The organism is Streptomyces sp. 15-116A, from assembly GCF_025290915.1.
Classification (GTDB): Bacteria; Actinomycetota; Actinomycetes; order Streptomycetales; family Streptomycetaceae; genus Streptomyces.
The window spans coordinates 1-15,919 of sequence record NZ_JAOCQE010000146.1 but is presented as its reverse complement, the minus strand read 5'-3'; the positions used below and the strand labels follow the sequence as shown (position 1 = coordinate 15,919).

13 protein-coding genes and 1 pseudogene are annotated in these 15,919 nt (G+C 71.4%); 4 read left to right on the top strand and 10 right to left on the bottom strand.

The features are described from left to right. Together N4P33_RS21920 and hpnR are read right to left on the bottom strand one after the other, a co-directional pair. On the bottom strand, window positions 1-789 hold a 789-nt coding region (locus N4P33_RS21920; protein ID WP_260828350.1), incomplete at its 3' end, for a DMT family transporter. A gap of 27 nt (window positions 790-816) precedes the next feature. Next, complete coding sequence (gene hpnR / locus N4P33_RS21915; protein WP_260828349.1) at window positions 817-2,316, bottom strand: hopanoid C-3 methylase HpnR; 1,500 nt, start codon at window positions 2,314-2,316, stop codon at window positions 817-819. A gap of 320 nt (window positions 2,317-2,636) precedes the next feature. Between hpnR and N4P33_RS21910 the strand changes: the two genes are divergently transcribed. The 4 genes from N4P33_RS21910 to N4P33_RS21895 all read left to right on the top strand — a co-directional run bounded on the left by N4P33_RS21910 (window position 2,637) and on the right by N4P33_RS21895 (window position 7,898). Continuing rightward, a complete protein-coding gene (locus tag N4P33_RS21910) occupies window positions 2,637-3,485 on the top strand; it encodes an SDR family oxidoreductase (protein ID WP_260828348.1) in 849 nt (282 codons plus the stop codon). A gap of 80 nt (window positions 3,486-3,565) precedes the next feature. Next, window positions 3,566-5,932 carry a polysaccharide lyase 8 family protein gene (locus N4P33_RS21905; RefSeq protein WP_260828347.1) on the top strand — a complete coding sequence of 789 codons (2,367 nt, stop codon included), beginning with the start codon at window positions 3,566-3,568 and terminating at the stop codon, window positions 5,930-5,932. A gap of 154 nt (window positions 5,933-6,086) precedes the next feature. Then, entirely contained in the window at window positions 6,087-7,691 is a 1,605-nt protein-coding gene (locus N4P33_RS21900) for an acyl-CoA carboxylase subunit beta (RefSeq protein WP_260828346.1), read from the top strand. A 15-nt stretch (window positions 7,692-7,706) separates the two neighbouring features. Continuing rightward, a complete protein-coding gene (locus N4P33_RS21895; protein WP_260828345.1) occupies window positions 7,707-7,898 on the top strand; it encodes an acyl-CoA carboxylase subunit epsilon in 192 nt (63 codons plus the stop codon). A 169-nt stretch (window positions 7,899-8,067) separates the two neighbouring features. Here the strand turns inward: N4P33_RS21895 and N4P33_RS21890 are convergent, their stop codons facing one another. The 8 genes and pseudogenes from N4P33_RS21890 to N4P33_RS21855 form a co-directional block, all read right to left on the bottom strand. After that, window positions 8,068-8,649: an ATP/GTP-binding protein gene (locus N4P33_RS21890; protein ID WP_044384251.1), complete on the bottom strand. Its 582-nt coding sequence runs from the start codon at window positions 8,647-8,649 to the stop codon at window positions 8,068-8,070. Further along, a complete protein-coding gene (locus N4P33_RS21885) occupies window positions 8,630-9,202 on the bottom strand; it encodes a DUF742 domain-containing protein (protein ID WP_260828344.1) in 573 nt (190 codons plus the stop codon). Before N4P33_RS21885 ends, N4P33_RS21890 begins: the two co-directional genes overlap by 20 nt. 93 nt (window positions 9,203-9,295) lie before the next feature. Next, window positions 9,296-9,709 (bottom strand): roadblock/LC7 domain-containing protein, encoded by a 414-nt coding sequence (locus N4P33_RS21880; protein ID WP_004983065.1) that lies wholly within the window; start codon window positions 9,707-9,709, stop codon window positions 9,296-9,298. A gap of 10 nt (window positions 9,710-9,719) precedes the next feature. Next, window positions 9,720-12,986 (bottom strand): nitrate- and nitrite sensing domain-containing protein, encoded by a 3,267-nt coding sequence (locus tag N4P33_RS21875; protein WP_260828343.1) that lies wholly within the window; start codon window positions 12,984-12,986, stop codon window positions 9,720-9,722. Between the two features lie 385 nt (window positions 12,987-13,371). Further along, complete coding sequence (locus N4P33_RS21870) at window positions 13,372-13,962, bottom strand: ATP/GTP-binding protein (RefSeq protein WP_260828342.1); 591 nt, start codon at window positions 13,960-13,962, stop codon at window positions 13,372-13,374. Continuing rightward, the gene (locus N4P33_RS21865) at window positions 13,943-14,338 is read right to left on the bottom strand and encodes a DUF742 domain-containing protein (protein WP_031121441.1); all 396 of its coding nucleotides are present in this window, start codon (window positions 14,336-14,338) and stop codon (window positions 13,943-13,945) included. Before N4P33_RS21865 ends, N4P33_RS21870 begins: the two co-directional genes overlap by 20 nt. A gap of 121 nt (window positions 14,339-14,459) precedes the next feature. Next, window positions 14,460-14,873, bottom strand: coding sequence for a roadblock/LC7 domain-containing protein (locus tag N4P33_RS21860; RefSeq protein ID WP_030231800.1), 414 nt, complete (start codon window positions 14,871-14,873; stop codon window positions 14,460-14,462). Window positions 14,874-14,882: 9 nt separating this feature from the next. Beyond that, window positions 14,883-15,919 (bottom strand): annotated as a pseudogene (locus tag N4P33_RS21855) (hypothetical protein); the annotation flags it as partial.

The following is a 15,919-nucleotide window of genomic DNA, read 5'->3' as shown; positions in this document are numbered from 1 at the left end:
CCCCGCCAGCGTCACCCCCGACACCGGCCACCCCACGTGGATGGACTCCCCGAACAGCACCGTCCCCACGGTCACCGCCACCACCGGCTCCGTCGCGTCCAGAACGGTGATGCTCGCCGCCAGCGGCCCCTGCTGGAACGCGCTCTGGATCAGCAGCAGCCCGCACACACTCGCCACCACCAGCGCGTACGTCTGCCACGCCCCCAGCGCCGCACCCAGCCCGTCCCGCAGCTTGTCCACCGTCGCCGCCAGCAACACCGACTGCGTGCCCATCACCGCTCCCGCGGCCAGCGCCGTCGCCGACGCCTTCCACGGCCCGTTCAGCCCCCGCGCGATCACCAGCGCCCCGCAGGCCCCCACCGTCACCGCCCCCACCACCAGCCCCCACGACACCGCCCCCGCCGCCTCAGGATCACCCCCGTGCGGGCGGGCCGACGCCAGTGCCAGCGCGAGCCCCGCCGCCACCGCCCCGGTGCCCCACCACTCCCGCCGCCCCAGCCGCATCCGGTGCAGCCGCGCCGACAGCGGCACCGCGAAGATCAGCTCGGCGACGATCAGCGGCTGCACCAGACTGACCGGCCCGAACGCCAGCGCCAGTGACTGGAACCCGTACGCCACCACCGCGAGCCCGATCCCGCTCAGCCACAGGGGATCGCGCACCAGATGCCCCAGCAGCCGTACCGTCAGCGCCTCCGAGTCCGGCCGCGCCGACGCCGCCCACTGCTGCAGCACCCCCGCCACCGCGAAGCAGAGACCGGCGGCGAGCGAGGCGAGAACGGCGATGGCCATGACGGAAGCGGCCCCGTGCCCCGGCGGCTAGTCCGGGCTCCTGCGGGTCGGCGCGCCCTGCGTCGCCCCCCGCGTGTGGACGTACAGCTTGCGCCGGTCGCCCACGTCGATCCGCTGCGGCAGCGGCAGTTCGTAGCGCACCGGCCGGGCGTGGTCGGTGAACTGCCGGCGCGGGTTGTAGACCTGGTTGAACTTCCACAGCATGCGCGCGAAGTTCGTCTGCCCGCGCAGCAGATTCCGCCCGAGCACCCGCGCCGCGCCGAACGCCGTGCGCAGCCCGAGGTGCTTGCGGTTGATGACGGCCTGCGTGCGCACCAGCTCCTCGTAGAAGCGGTCCAGCGGCAGTGTGGTCGGCACGACCGCGTGCTGGATGTCGAAGAGACGGTAGTCGCGGGTGGTGAGCCGGCGCGACTCGGTGTGCCAGATCTCCGTACCCGGATACGGCGTCATCACCGTGAAGTGCACGATCTCCGGCACGGTCAGCGCGAACTCCCGCACCACCCGGAACTGTTCCTCGTCCCACGCCGGATCCACGATCAGATTGATGGCGACCTTGATGCCGAGGCGCCGCGCCGTCTCCAGCGCCTTGAAGTTCTCGTCGGGGCTCACCCGCTTGCGGTACAGGTCGAGCCCCTCGGCGTCGATCGCCTCCATGCCGAGGAACATGTAGCGCAGGCCGAGGCGCGCCCACCGCTCGAAGACCTCCGGGTGCCGCAGCAAGACATCCGCCCGCGTCTCCAGGTAGTACCGCTTGCTGATGCCGCGCCGCTCCACCTCGGCGGCGATCGCGTCCCCGTGCTCGGGCCGGATGAAGGCCACGTCGTCCACGATGAACACGTTCGGCTCACGGATCCGCGCCAGGTCCTCCGCCGCCGCCTCGGGTGACGCCTTGCGGTAGCTGCGGCCGTAGAACGTCCACGCGGAGCAGAACGAGCAGTCCCAGGGGCAGCCCCGGGTGAACTCGATCGAGGCGCAGGGGTCCAGCTCGCCGATGAAGTAGCGGCGCCGGGCCCGCATCAGATCCCGGGCCGGAAGCGGGGCGTCGATGCCGTGCAGCATCAGCGGGCCGGGTCCCCGCCCGGCGGCCGTGACGATGCCCGGGACGCCGTCCACGCCTCCGTCGCGCACCGCCTCCAGCAGCGGCCCCACCGCCGGTTCGCCCTCGCCGCGGACCACCGCGTCCACCGCGCCCTGCGCCTGCTCGATCACCTCCTCGGCGACGAAGGACACGCTGTGCCCGCCGAGGAACACGAAACAGCCCGGCACCTCCTGCTTCACCCGTTTGGCCAGGGCGATCGCCTCGGGGATGTTCGCCAGGTAGTTCAGCGAGATCCCCAGCGCCTCCGGCCGGAAGGACCGAACCTCCTCCCGCAGCCGCCCCACGCTCAGCACCTGGAGGTCGACGACCCGCACCTCGTGCCCGGCCTCACGGGCGGCGCCCGCCACCCGCTCCAGACCCAGGGGTTCGAGCCGGAGGAAGATCTCGGAGTACATCAGGGCGCTGGGGTGGACGAGCAGCAGACGCACGGTGACCTCGCCACGGGGGAGCCGGACCGACGGACCGGAAGACGGAAGGGTGGGTGTCCCCTTCGTATCCCGGCGGACCCGCGCCCGTACCCCGCATACGCCCGCCTGGCCGCACCCCGCGGCCCGCAGGGGTGGTCCTGCCGCACCCGCCGGGGGACCGCGGGAAGCCGGGGCAGAGCGCACGGGACCGGGTGAGCCGGGGCCCGGCGGACGGACCCCCAGCGCTGGCGGAGGTCCGGGGGGTCGGGGTGTCCTGGAAGACGAGGACCCGCCGCGACGACGAGAGCAGAGCGGACCGAACAGCGCAGGGAGACCGCCTCGTGACCACCACCGGCTCCGGCTCGACCTACGACCCCCCGGCCGACCCCGCACGCCGTGTCACCGCCGCCGCACCGGTGCGCGCCCACGGCCCACAGCCGCGTACGGACCAGAGTGTCGCCCTCGTCACCGGCGCCTCGTCCGGCATCGGCGCGGCCACGGCCCGGCGTTTCGCCGCCGGCGGTTGGCATCTGCTGCTCAGCGGGCGCGACCGGCGCCGGCTGGAGGAGACGGCGACCGGGACGTCGGCTGTCGTCCTGCCCGCCGACCTCGCCGCTCCGGACGGACCGAAGCTGCTGGCGCAGGCCGCGCTGCGCGAGACCGAGCGCATCGACCTGCTGATCGCCGGGGCGGGCATCGGCTGGGCGGGGCCGTTCCTGAGCATGCCGCACACCGACATCGACCGGGTGCTGGCCCTCGACCTCAACGCGACCCTGCACCTGGTCCGCGAGGTGCTGCCGTCCATGGTGGCCGCCGGACGCGGCCGGGTGGTGCTCATCGGCTCGGTGGCGGGAGCGGTCGGCGTACGGGAGGAAGCGGTGTACTCGGCGGCCAAGGCGGGCCTCGCCGCCTTCGCCGAGGCGCTGCGCCAGGAACTGCTCGGCACGGGCGTGGGCGTCACCCTCGTCGTCCCCGGCCCGGTGGACACGAGCTTCTTCGCCCGCCGGGGCCGCCCCTACCACCGCTCCCACCCCCGGCCCACCTCCCCGGCCCACGTGGCCACCGCCATCTGGCAGGCCGTCACGGAATCCCGCGACGAGGCCTACATCCCCACCTGGCTCACCGTCCCCAACCGGGTCCGGGCCCTGACCCCGCGTCTGTACCGCAGGCTGCTGAACCGTTTCGGTTGAGCGGCGAACCACGCCTGCCGCACCCGGCTCCCGGGTAGGGTCCTGGACGGTTCCGTTCCGTCCGTCCGACCGGGGGAGTCATGGGCAGCTACGAGGAGCGCGAGGCCGAACGCGGGCGGGCCGGACGAGGAGCGGTGCCGCGCACGACGCGGCGGGCACTGCTGGGCGCGGCCGCCGCCCTCGCGGTGACCGCCGCCGCGCCCTCGCCCGGCACACGCGCGGCCGACCCCTACGACACCCTCCGCCGCCGCTGGCTCACCATCGCGCTCGGCGACGGATACGACCCCACCGCCGAGCCGTACGCCTCCCGGCTGGCCGAGACCGGCACCGAGGCACGGAGCCTCATGGCCGCCATGGACCCGGCGCCGGACTCCCTCTGGCCGGGTCACCCCTTCGATCCGCCCGCCGGGATCACCCTCAGCTACGGCCGCCTGTGGACGATGACCCAGGCGTACGTCCAGCAGGGCACCGGATCGACCGGCGACCCCGCCCTCCTCACCGCCGTCCTGCGCGGCCTCGACCACCTCTCCGCCACCGTCTACCACCCGTCCACCACCCGCTACGGCAACTGGTGGGAATGGCAGATCGGCAGCCCCCGCCTGCTCACCGACATCACCGCCGCCCTCTACGACCACCTCGGCCCCGACCGGATCGCCGCCACCTGCGCCGCGATCGACCACTTCATCCCCGACTCCGCGCTCACCGACTACTCCGGCACCTCCACCGGCGCCAACCGCGTCGACCTGTGCCGCTCGGTCGCCCTGCGCGGCATCCTCGGCCGCGACCCCGCCAGGATCGCCCTCGCCCGGGACGCGCTCTCGCCGGTCTTCCCGTACGTCACCCAGGGCGACGGCCTCTACGCCGACGGCTCGTTCGTCCAGCACACCTGGGTCGCCTACTCCGGCACGTACGGACAGGTGATGCTCGACGGACTCGGCCGCCTCTTCTCGCTCCTCGCCGGGTCCGACTGGGCCGTCACCGACCCGAACCGGCAGATCATCCTGGACAGCGTCGAGCACGCCTACGCGCCGCTCATCCACGACGGCCTGGTCATGGACAGCGTCAACGGCCGTGCCATCAGCCGCGGTTACCTCAAGAGCGACGACCGGCACGTCATGCGCTCCGACCACTTCCACGGCCAGCAGCTCATCGCGGCCGTCGCCGTCCTCGCCGGGGCCGCGAGCCCGGCCGAGCGCGACCGCTGGCACGCGCGCGTGAAGGGCTGGATCGAGCGCGACACCGTGTCCCCGATCCTGACCGCCCGCCAGTACGGCGTCGCCGACCTCGCCCGCCTGCACGCCATCGCCGCCTCCCCCCTCCCGGCCGCGCCCGAACCCACCGGCCACCGCCTCTTCGCGGCCATGGACCGCGCCGTGCACCGCCGCCCCGGGTTCACCGCGAACATCGCCATGGCCAGCGACCGCATCGCCCACTACGAGTGCGGCAACGGCGAGAACCCGCGCGGCTGGCACACCGGCGCCGGAATGCTCACCTGGTGGGCGCCCGGCCTCGGCGACCAGTACACGGACTGGTTCTGGCCCACCGTCGACTGGTACCGCCTGCCAGGAACCACCGTCTCCACCCGGCGCCTGCCCGACCGCGCCGGCGGCGAGTGGGGCGCGCCGAAACCCGACGTGCGCTGGGTCGGCGGCAGCACCGACGGGGAGTACGCGGCGATCGGCCAGCACCTCAAGGGCCTCGGCTCCACGCTGGAGGCCCGCAAGTCCTGGTTCTGCACGGCGGACGCGGTGATCTGCCTCGGCGCCGGCATCACCTGCGCCGACGGCGTCCCGGTCGAGACGATCGTCGACAACCGCAACCTGGGGGAGGGCGGCACCAACACGCTCACCCGCGGCCCGAACTGGGCGCACCTGGAGGGCCACGGCGGCTGGCTGATCCTCGACGGCGAGCTGCGCACCCTGCGCGAGGACCGCACCGGCGCCTGGTCCGACATCAACACCACCAGCACCACCGAACGCCGCACCCGCCGCTGGCAGACCCTGTGGCTCGACCACGGCACCGACCCCACCGACGCCACCTACGCCTACGTCCTGATGCCCGGCGCCGACCGTCACCGGATCACCCGCCGCGCCGCCGACCGCCCTTGGCTGCGGATCCTCGCCAACGACCGCACCCGCCAGGCCGTCGCCGTCCCCTCCCTCGGCCTCACCGCCGCCAACTTCTGGCAGCCGGGCACCGCGGGCGCGCTCACCTCCACCGCTCCGGCGAGCGTGCTGCTCCGCCGCCGGGGCCGTACCGCTACCCTCTGCGTGAGCGAACCGACCCGAACGGGCGAACCGCTGGAGATCATCTGGGATCACCCGGTGCGCGGACCGATCAAGGCCGACGACACCGTGGAAATCCTCGCCACCGGCCGCCGTCTGAGGCTGCGCGTCACTCCGGGGGAGGTATGCGCCACCCACCGATGTGAGGTGACTCTCAGCTGACGGCTTTGTGCGACCCCTACAAGCGCGAAGCCCTCTGAGCAGTCGGAACGCCTGCATGGCGCTGTGGTTCTGTTCAGGGGTACCAGGAAAACGCGTCGGAGACTGTGAGGAGTCGACGGCTCGCAATCACCGGTGGGCTTCGTAAGGTCACTACATGACCGTTTTGGATGAGGCGCCGGGTGAGTCGACCGAAGTGACGGCTGAGCCGACCGACGCGCGCGGACGCGTGGCCGAACTGCACGAGATCCGTGCGCAGGCACTGGCCGGCCCGAGCGAGAAGGCGACGGCGGCGCAGCACGCCAAGGGCAAGCTGACGGCGCGGGAGCGGATCGAGCTCCTGCTGGACCCGGGTTCCTTCCGCGAGGTCGAGCAGCTGCGCCGGCACCGGGCGACGGGCTTCGGCCTGGAGGCCAAGAAGCCGTACACCGACGGTGTCATCACCGGCTGGGGCACGGTGGAGGGCCGTACGGTCTTCGTCTACGCCCACGACTTCCGGATCTTCGGCGGCGCGCTGGGCGAGGCCCACGCCACGAAGATCCACAAGATCATGGACATGGCCATCGCGGCCGGAGCCCCGCTGGTCTCCCTCAACGACGGCGCCGGCGCCCGTATCCAGGAGGGCGTCTCCGCCCTCGCCGGCTATGGCGGCATCTTCCAGCGCAACACCAAGGCGTCCGGCGTCATCCCGCAGATCAGCGTGATGCTCGGCCCGTGCGCGGGCGGCGCGGCCTACAGCCCCGCCCTGACGGACTTCGTGTTCATGGTCCGCGACACCTCGCAGATGTTCATCACCGGCCCCGACGTGGTGAAGGCGGTCACCGGCGAGGAGATCACCCAGAACGGCCTGGGCGGCGCCGACGTCCACGCCGAGACCTCCGGCGTCTGCCACTTCGCCTACGACGACGAGGAGACCTGCCTCCACGAGGTCCGCTACCTCCTCTCCCTCCTCCCGCAGAACAACCGCGAGAACCCCCCGCGGGTGGAGTGCGCCGACCCGGTGGAGCGCCGCAGCGACACGCTCCTCGACCTGGTCCCGGCCGACGGCAACCGGCCGTACGACATGGCCAAGGTCATCGAGGAGCTCGTCGACGACGGCGAGTACCTGGAGGTCCACGAGCGCTGGGCGCGCAACATCATCTGCGCGCTGGCCCGGATGGACGGCCAGGTCGTCGGCATCGTCGCCAACCAGCCGCAGGTGCTCGCCGGTGTGCTGGACATCGAGGCCTCCGAGAAGGCGGCCCGCTTCGTCCAGATGTGCGACGCGTTCAACATCCCGATCGTCACCTTCCTGGACGTCCCCGGCTTCCTGCCCGGCGTCGACCAGGAGCACGGCGGCATCATCCGCCACGGCGCGAAGCTCCTCTACGCCTACTGCAACGCCACGGTCCCGCGGATCTCCCTGATCCTGCGCAAGGCCTACGGCGGCGCCTACATCGTCATGGACAGCCAGTCCATCGGCGCGGACCTCACCTACGCCTGGCCGACCAACGAGATCGCCGTCATGGGCGCCGAGGGTGCCGCCAACGTCATCTTCCGCCGGCAGATCGCCGAGGCGGAGGACCCGGACGCGATGCGGGCCCGCATGGTCAAGGAGTACAAGGCCGAGCTGATGCACCCGTACTACGCGGCGGAGCGCGGCCTGGTGGACGACGTGATCGACCCGGCGGAGACCCGCGAGGTGCTGATCCGCTCCCTGGCGATGCTCCAGACCAAGCACGCCGACCTCCCCTCCCGCAAGCACGGCAACCCGCCCCAGTAACTGGGAGAACCCACCATGACCACACCTGACATCCGCGTCGAGAAGGGCCACGCCGAGCCCGAGGAAGTCGCCGCCATCACGGCCATCCTCCTGGCCCGCGCCGCCACCCAGCCGACGGCTCCGCCGACCCACCGCCCCCGCCCCCGCGCAGCCTGGCGCCGCCTGGAACGCGAGCCGGGCTTCCGAGCCCCGCACAGCTGGCGCTGAGCGCAGACGACAAAGTGGCCCCTCCTTTCAAAGGAGGGGCCACTGCCACATATCCAGGGGCGCGGGGAACTGCGCGGCCCGCCACAACCGACCCGCACCCGGCATACAACAGCCCCCCGCAGCCCAGTGGCCGCAGGGGGCGTTGCCCAACCCGATCTGAAACAGCTGACTACCGCAGCCGAGCCATCAGCGCATGCTCCACGAGAGTGATCAGCGTCGACTTCGCGTCAGCCCTGTGCCGCGCGTCCGTCGTGATGATCGGCGTGTCCGGACCGATCTGCAGAGCCTCCCGGACCTCGTCCGGGGAGTACGGCTGCTGCCCGTCGAACCCGTTCAGCGCGATCACGAACGGCAGCCCGCTGTTCTCGAAGTAGTCGACAGCGGGGAAGCAGTCGGCGAGCCGCCTCGTGTCGACGAGAACCACGGCACCGATCGCACCGCGCACCAGGTCGTCCCACATGAACCAGAACCGGTCCTGACCCGGCGTACCGAACAGATACAGGATCAGATCCTGGTCCAGGGTGATACGGCCGAAGTCCATCGCGACCGTCGTGGTCGTCTTGTCTCCGGTGTGGGTGAGGTCGTCGATGCCCGCCGAAGCAGACGTCATGACGGCCTCCGTGCGCAGCGGGTTGATCTCCGAGACGGCGCCGACGAACGTGGTCTTGCCCACGCCGAAGCCGCCCGCCACCACGATCTTCGCGGAGGTGGTGGAGCGGGAAGGACCGCCGCTAGAGCTTGCGAAGTCCACTGAGCACCCTTTCGAGCAGTGTCACGTCTGGCTGGCCGCCGGCGTTCTCGTCGCCGCCGGGCTGATGGATGGCGACCAGTCCCGCCTCCGCCAAGTCGGCGACGAGGATCCTGGCCACGCCGAGGGGGATGGTCAGCAGCGCCGAGACCTCGGCGACCGACTTGATCTCCCGGCAGAGGTTGCAGATCCGCTGATGCTCGGGCAGTTGCCCCTGCATCTGGTGCGGCTGCGCAGTGGTGTGCACCAGCGCCTCGATGGCGAGCTGGTACCGCGGGCGGGTCCGGCCGCCGGTCATGGCGTACGGACGCACCAGGGGGTTGTTCGACGCCCCCGCGGGCGTCGGCTCGGGGGTGCGTCGCTGCGGCTGCACAGGCTGGATGCGCGGGCTGTGCGGCTGGTCGTACGGCGAAGGGCCGGGGCCCTGCGGCGCGTACGGCTGCCGGTGGTTCGGTGCGGAGGGGTAGCCGTATCCGCTCTGGGCAGCATCGTTCTGGCCCTGGCCAGGACCGTACGACCAGTTGCCCGAAGACGAACCGCCTGGGGGTGTTGCCACTTTCTCCTCCTCCGACTGTGCCGGGCACCCGTCATGTGGCGCCGCGTCCCGAAACCTTACGGCCACGGGACGCCAAAACGCACCGTCTGTCTGTTAGTTGAGAAGGCTCCCTTGGAGCTCCGCTCGAAGATCCGGCGTCAGGACCGTGCCGGCCCGGTCCACCAGAAGGGCCATCTCGTACCCAATGAGGCCGATGTCCGCCTCGGGATGTGCGAGAACGGCGAGCGACGAACCGTCGGAAATGGACATGATGAAGAGGAATCCCCGCTCCATCTCCACAACCGTCTGGTTCACGCTGCCACCCTCGAAGATCCGGGAGGCGCCTGCCGTCAGAGACGTCAGACCGGAGGCGACGGCCGCGAGCTGGTCGGCGCGGTCGCGGGGAAAGCCTTCGGACATCGCCAGAAGGAGTCCGTCGGCGGAGACCACCACCGTGTGGGACACCCCCGGGGTGTTGTCCACGAAGTTGGTGATCAACCAGTTCAGGTTCTGTGCCGCCTGGCTCATCGGGCTCACACTAACGCTCCTGGTTGTAGGTGCTGTCAGGACCGAAGCCCTGGCCGTTCGTTTCACTGCCTGCGCTGCGGCCTCGCTGCACACCGCGTCGCAGGTTGCTCAGCCTGCCCCGGACGTCCTCCGGGGCGCGGGAGACCTGGGGGCCTCCCTGGGGAGTGGTTTCGGCGGAACCCTGAACCAGATTGGCCTTGGGCACCCGCCTCGGCAGGCCGGAGGAGGTGACTCCGCCCGCCTTGGGCTTGCGGAGCTGCGAGGCCTGCTGCCAGCGCTCGTCGTTCGCCGAGCGCCAGTTGCTGTCGCCGTCGCTCTCCGCGGTGGAGGCCGGCGGCTCCTGGTTCACGTGCCGCGCGCCGTTCGAGCCGTTCGCGCCGCTCGCGGAGGACCCGCGGCGCGGAAGCCCGGCGTCGGTCAGCTCGTGGACGGCGGAGTGGGCCGGTCCCGGACGGTCGAAGCCTACGCTGTCCCGCTCACCTGCGTCAGCGGCCTGCACGGATTCCGTGGACCGGGCATCGGCAGGGTACTGGTCCTGGTAGCCGCCCCGGTAGTCGTCCTGCTGCGGCCAGTCGTCCTGCTGGCGCCGCTCGGCGAAGCCCGGGAAGGAGTCCGCGGAGGTGTCCGCCTGGGGGGCGGGCTCGGCGTAGGAGGGGTCCGGGTAGCCGCCGTTCGACGAGAAGCCGTCGTTCTGCGGCAGGTGGCCGTTCTGGGCGTAGAACCCCTCGCCGTACGACTGCTGCCGCGGCTCCTCGTACGACGGCTGCTGTCCGCCCGCGTACGCCTGCCGGTCGTAGCCGCCGGTCTGCTGCTCCTGGTAGCCGTTGTCGTAGCCCTGGCCGCCGTCGTAGCCCTGCCCGTTGTCGTAGCCCTGCTGGGCGTACTCGTCGGGGTAGCCGGACTGCTCGGCCTCCTCCTGGCGGTTCGACGCGGTCAGCTCGGGCTGGTTCTGTGCCTGGGCCTCCAGGGCCGCCCGGCGCTCCTCACGCATCAGGGAGCGGCCGACCGGGTCCAGTTCGCGGATGTCGTCCGGGACCTCGGAGTAGCGGCTGTCGTCGAAGCCGAGCTCCGCGGCGGTGCGCAGGGGCTGGTTGAAGTCCTCGCCCTGGAAGTTCTGCTTCGGGATGATCTGCGAGACGGTGAACTCGTCGCGGTCCATCTGCTGCTCGCCGCCACCACCGTGGGTGATCGCGTCCGGCAGCATGACCAGCGAGGTCGTACCGGCCTGCTCGCCCGAGGGGCGCAGCTGGACCCGGATGCCGTGCCGGTCGGACAGCCGGCCGACCACGAACAGGCCCATGCGCTGGGAGATCGCGGCGTCCACGGTCGGCGGGTTGGCCAGCTTGTGGTTGATGTCCGCGAAGTCCTCGGCGGTGAGGCCGATGCCCTTGTCGTGGATCTCGATCATGATGCGGCCGTCGGGCAGCCGGGTCGCGGTGACGCGGACCTTGGTCTGCGGCGACGAGAAGGTCGTCGCGTTCTCCAGCAGCTCCGCGAGCAGGTGCACGAGGTCGGTCACGGCGCGGCCGTGGATCTCGGCCTCCGGGACGCCGGACAGCTCGATGCGCTCGTACTGCTCCACCTCGGAGGAGGCGGCGCGCAGCACGTCGACCAGCGGCACCGGCTGGTCCCAGCGGCGGCCGGGCTCCTCGCCGGCGAGGACGAGGAGGTTCTCGCCGTTGCGGCGCATACGGGTCGCCAGGTGGTCCAGCTTGAAGAGGTTCTCCAGCTGGTCCGGGTCGGCCTCGTTGTTCTCCAGGTCGGTGATCAGGGTCAGCTGGCCCTCGATCAGCGACTGGTTGCGGCGCGAGAGGTTGGTGAAGATCGCGTTGATGTTGCCCCGCAGCAGGGCCTGCTCGGCGGCGAGCCGCACGGCCTCGCGGTGGACCTGGTCGAAGGCGCGGGCGACCTCGCCGATCTCGTCCGTGGAGGTGATCGGGATCGGGGTGACCCGGGTGTCGACCCGGCCGGGGTCGGTGCGGGAGAGCTGGTCGACCAGCATCGGCAGACGCTGCTCGGCGATGCCGAAGGCGGCGTTGCGCAGCTGGCGCATGGAGCGGCTCATCTGGCGGGCCACCATGCCGGCCAGGATGAACGCGGCGAGCAGCGCGACCACGACAGCGGCACCGGTGATGTAGGCGTCGCGCTGGGCGTCGTCGGCGATCTGGGCGGCCTCGTTCACCGCGGTGTCGGCGAGGTCGGCCTCGATCTGGCGGTAGCCGTCGAACTTGAGGGTCTGCACCGCCCACCAGTTGGCACGGGTGATGCCCTTGCCGGCGAGTTCGGCGCGGGCGGCCGGGTCGGTGGTGTCGAGCCGGGCCACCTCACCGATCATCGTCTCCACCTTGGCGGGCGGCGCGACGTACTCGGGGTTCTGCTGCTTGGCCTCCTTGGCCATGGCCGCGCCCTTGGCCTCGATGTCCTGCGCCGTCTGCTCCAGCTTGGTCAGGTCGGCCTCGGTGCCACCGCCCTTGTACTCCTCGATGGCGATGCGCTCGAGGTAGGCGTAGGAGGAGAGGGCGACCCGCTGGCTGGCGAGCTGGCTGGGGGTGGGACCGGGCTTGGTCAGCATGTGCATGCCGATGGAACGCTCCAGCGACAGCGCGGCCTTGGTCAGCGAGATCGCGTAGACCGTACGCCCGTAGCTGGTGATGTTGCCGGTGCCGAGGCCGAGTTCGTTGGCGAACTCCATCAGGGAGTGGGCGACGTCGACGTAGCCCTCCTCCGTGTCCACGCCCTTCAGCTTGGAGGTGTAGGCGTTGGCGCGCAGCTGCGTCAGCCCGGGCTCCGCCTTGCGGAACCGCTCCAGGCGGCGCTCCAGGCCCGCCTTGTCCGGCATGTTCTTCGCGGCCTCGTCGAAGGCGTCGGCGGCCTTGTCGGTCTTGGCGCGGGCCTGGACGACGGTGGGGTCGTCCTCGCCCTTGCCCTCCAGCAGCGGAACGGCGGTGATGTCCCGCTCGACGTAGAGGGCGTCGGCGTAGGTGAGGGAGGCCTGCACCAGACGCGCGGTGTTCTCCGCGTCCTCGGCCTCCTGCCAGGTGTCGATCGAACTGCTCACCTGGAAGCCGCCCATGACGAGGCCGACCAGCACGGGTATGAGCAGGATCGCGTTCAGCCTGGTGGCCACCCGCCAGTTGCGCGGGGTGAACCGGCCGCCGCTCGGGGCGGGCGCGGCCGTCGGCTCCGGACCGGGCACGGGGGCGGGCGCCGCTGTGCGCGGCGGCGGGGTGAAGTTGCCCCGGGCCGACGGCTCGGGACTGTTCTTGCTTCGCCTCACTCGACCAACAACCTCTCGGCGGTCGGCACCTTCGTTGTGCCGCAGTGTCTCAGAGCCCTGCTCGCCATCGACTTCTTGGTACGTCTTTGACTATTGGGCAGTTCAGGCATTCCAGCATGCCGACCTGCGGACTTCCAAACAACGGAAACGATCAGAGCCCGCGCTTGTAAGCCCCAGATAAAACGGTCATAAACAGCGAGGTCCGGCAAAAGGCAGGCCCAATGTGAGCGCAGCGATACCGTGCGAACGCGACGCGTGTCGACGTCACCCGATTCCTCTGCCGAAACGTTATGAACACCGGGGCCGGCCGTGTCAAAGGACACAGCCGACCCCGGTGCACCCGGCTCGCCGTCACGGCAACTGCCGTGATCCACTGCCGATTTGGCTACCTGAGGCGCGCCATCAGCGCATGCTCGACCAGCGTGATCAGCGCACTCTTGGCGTCCGCCCGATGCCGGGCGTCGGTGGTGATGATCGGGGTGTCGGGCCCGATCTGCAGGGCCTCGCGCACCTCTTCCGGCTGGTAGGGCTGCTGTCCGTCGAATCCGTTGAGGGCCACGACGAACGGCAGGCCGCTGTTCTCGAAGTAGTCCACGGCCGGGAAGCAGTCCGCCAGCCTGCGGGTGTCCACCAGGACGACCGCGCCGATCGCGCCGCGCACCAGGTCGTCCCACATGAACCAGAACCGGTCCTGACCCGGCGTACCGAACAGGTACAGGATCAGGTCCTGGTCCAGGGTGATACGGCCGAAGTCCATGGCCACCGTGGTGGTGGTCTTGCCCCCGGTGTGGGTGAGATCGTCGATGCCCGCGCTGGCGGAGGTCATCACGGCCTCGGTACGCAGCGGGTTGATCTCCGAGACGGCGCCGACGAACGTGGTCTTGCCCACGCCGAAGCCGCCCGCCACCACGATCTTCGCGGACGTGGTGGCACGGCTGTCGGAGACCGCCCCGCCGCTAGAGCTTGCGAAGTCCACTGAGCACCCTTTCGAGCAGTGTCACGTCCGGGGCGCCGGTCGCCTCGTCGCCGCCCGGCTGGTGGATGGCGACAAGACCCGCCTCCGCGAGGTCAGCCACCAGGATCCGGGCGACGCCCAGCGGCATGTTCAGCAGCGCCGAGACCTCGGCGACCGACTTCACCTCACGGCACAGGTGGCAGATCCGCTGGTGCTCCGGCAGGAGCCCCATGAGTGCTGCCGGGTCGGCCGTCGTACTGATCAGCGCCTCGATGGCCAGCTGATAGCGCGGCCGGGTCCGGCCGCCGGTCATCGCGTACGGACGGACCAGCGGCTGGTCGCCCTCGTCCTCGTACGGCTCCGCGTACGGATCATGAGAGGCGGTGGGCGGGGTCATGAATCCTCAATCCTCCGGGCGGGACAGCAAGTCGGTCAGTCGTGCCGTCTGTCGAGGGCCGGTGGGGGGAAATTGTGGCGGCCGGACGGTGATGTGGTGAGACGGGTGGTGCCGGGGCCGTTCAGTGGAGCAGACTTCCCTGTAGTTCGGCGCGCAGGTCCGGGGTGAGGACCGCCCCCGCGCGGTCGACCAGGAGCGCCATCTCGTAGCCGACGAGGCCGATGTCGCACTCGGGGTGTGCCAGGACGGCCAGGGACGAGCCGTCCGAGACGGACATGAGAAAGAGAAAACCGCGCTCCATCTCGACGACCGTCTGTGCCACGTCGCCGCCCTCGAAGATCCGCGAGGCGCCGGCCGTGAGGGAGGTCAGCCCCGAGGCCACGGCCGCGAGCTGATCCGCGCGGTCGCGCGGAAAGCCCTCGGACAGCGCCAGCAGAAGGCCGTCGGCGGACACGACGACGGTGTGGGACACCCCTGGGGTGTTGTCCACGAAGTTGGTGATCAACCAGTTGAGGTTCTGTGCCGCCTGGCTCATCGGGCTCAACTAACGCTCCTGCTGGTGAGTGGGCCGCGGGAAGCTCCCGGTCTGGGTGGATCCCGCCTGACGGCCCTGTGCGATTCCCCGACGGAGATTGGTCAGCCGGCCGCGCACGTCGTCGGGCGCGCGCGAGACCTGCGGACCGCTCTGGTGGGACTGCTGCTGAGCCGTGCCCGGGACGAGGTTCGCCCGGGGCACCCGGCGCGGCAGGCCGGAGGTGGTGACACCGCCCGCGGCCGGCTGCCGGACGCGTTCGGCCTGCTTGACCAGCTCGTCGTTGGGCGAGCTGCGCCAGGCAGTGGCGGAGGCGGACCGCTGGGGACCGGTGGGTCCCTGCGGCTGCTGCGGGGACTGCTGCTGCGGGGCTGGAGCGGGGGCACTGCCGTTCTGCTCCTGCTCCTGCTGCCCGCGGCCACCCCGGAACCAGTTGGTCTCCAGGGTGTCGTAGAGCGGCGTGCGCCCGTCACCGGGACCGGTGGCCGGCGGCAGCGCCTCGGGCTCACGCGGCACCGGCCGCGCCTGCGGGGCGGGCCGCTGGGCGCCGTTGGGCTGCGGACGCTCGTACGGGCCGGTGGTGCCGTTCTGCCCCTGGGCGTGGTTCTGGGGCGGCACCGGGTACTGGCCCGTGGTGCTGTTCTGGGACGGCACCGGGTACTGCCCGGTGGCGCCGGACTGGTAGCCCTGCGGCGCGGTGAACTGGCCGGTGTCGGCCGGGTTCTGCGCGCCCTGCCGGCCCCCCGGGGCGCCGTAGACGTCGCCGCGGGCGAACTGGCCCGTGTTCTGCGGGTCCGCCGGGCCCGCCTGGTTCTGGCGCTCGTCGTACCGGGGGATCTCGGCGGTCGAGCCGGGACCCTGGCGGTCGTCGTAGCGCGGCATGGCACCGGTGCGCGAGGCGTCCGGATCCTCGTGGCCGCGCGGGGTGTCCAGCGAGGCACGCGGCACCGGCGGCTGGGCGTTCTCGTCGCTCCAGCTGGGCACACGCTGCTGCTGGTCGCCGCCGGGCAGCTCGGCGCGCGGACCACCGCGCGGCGGGAGCTGCGGAC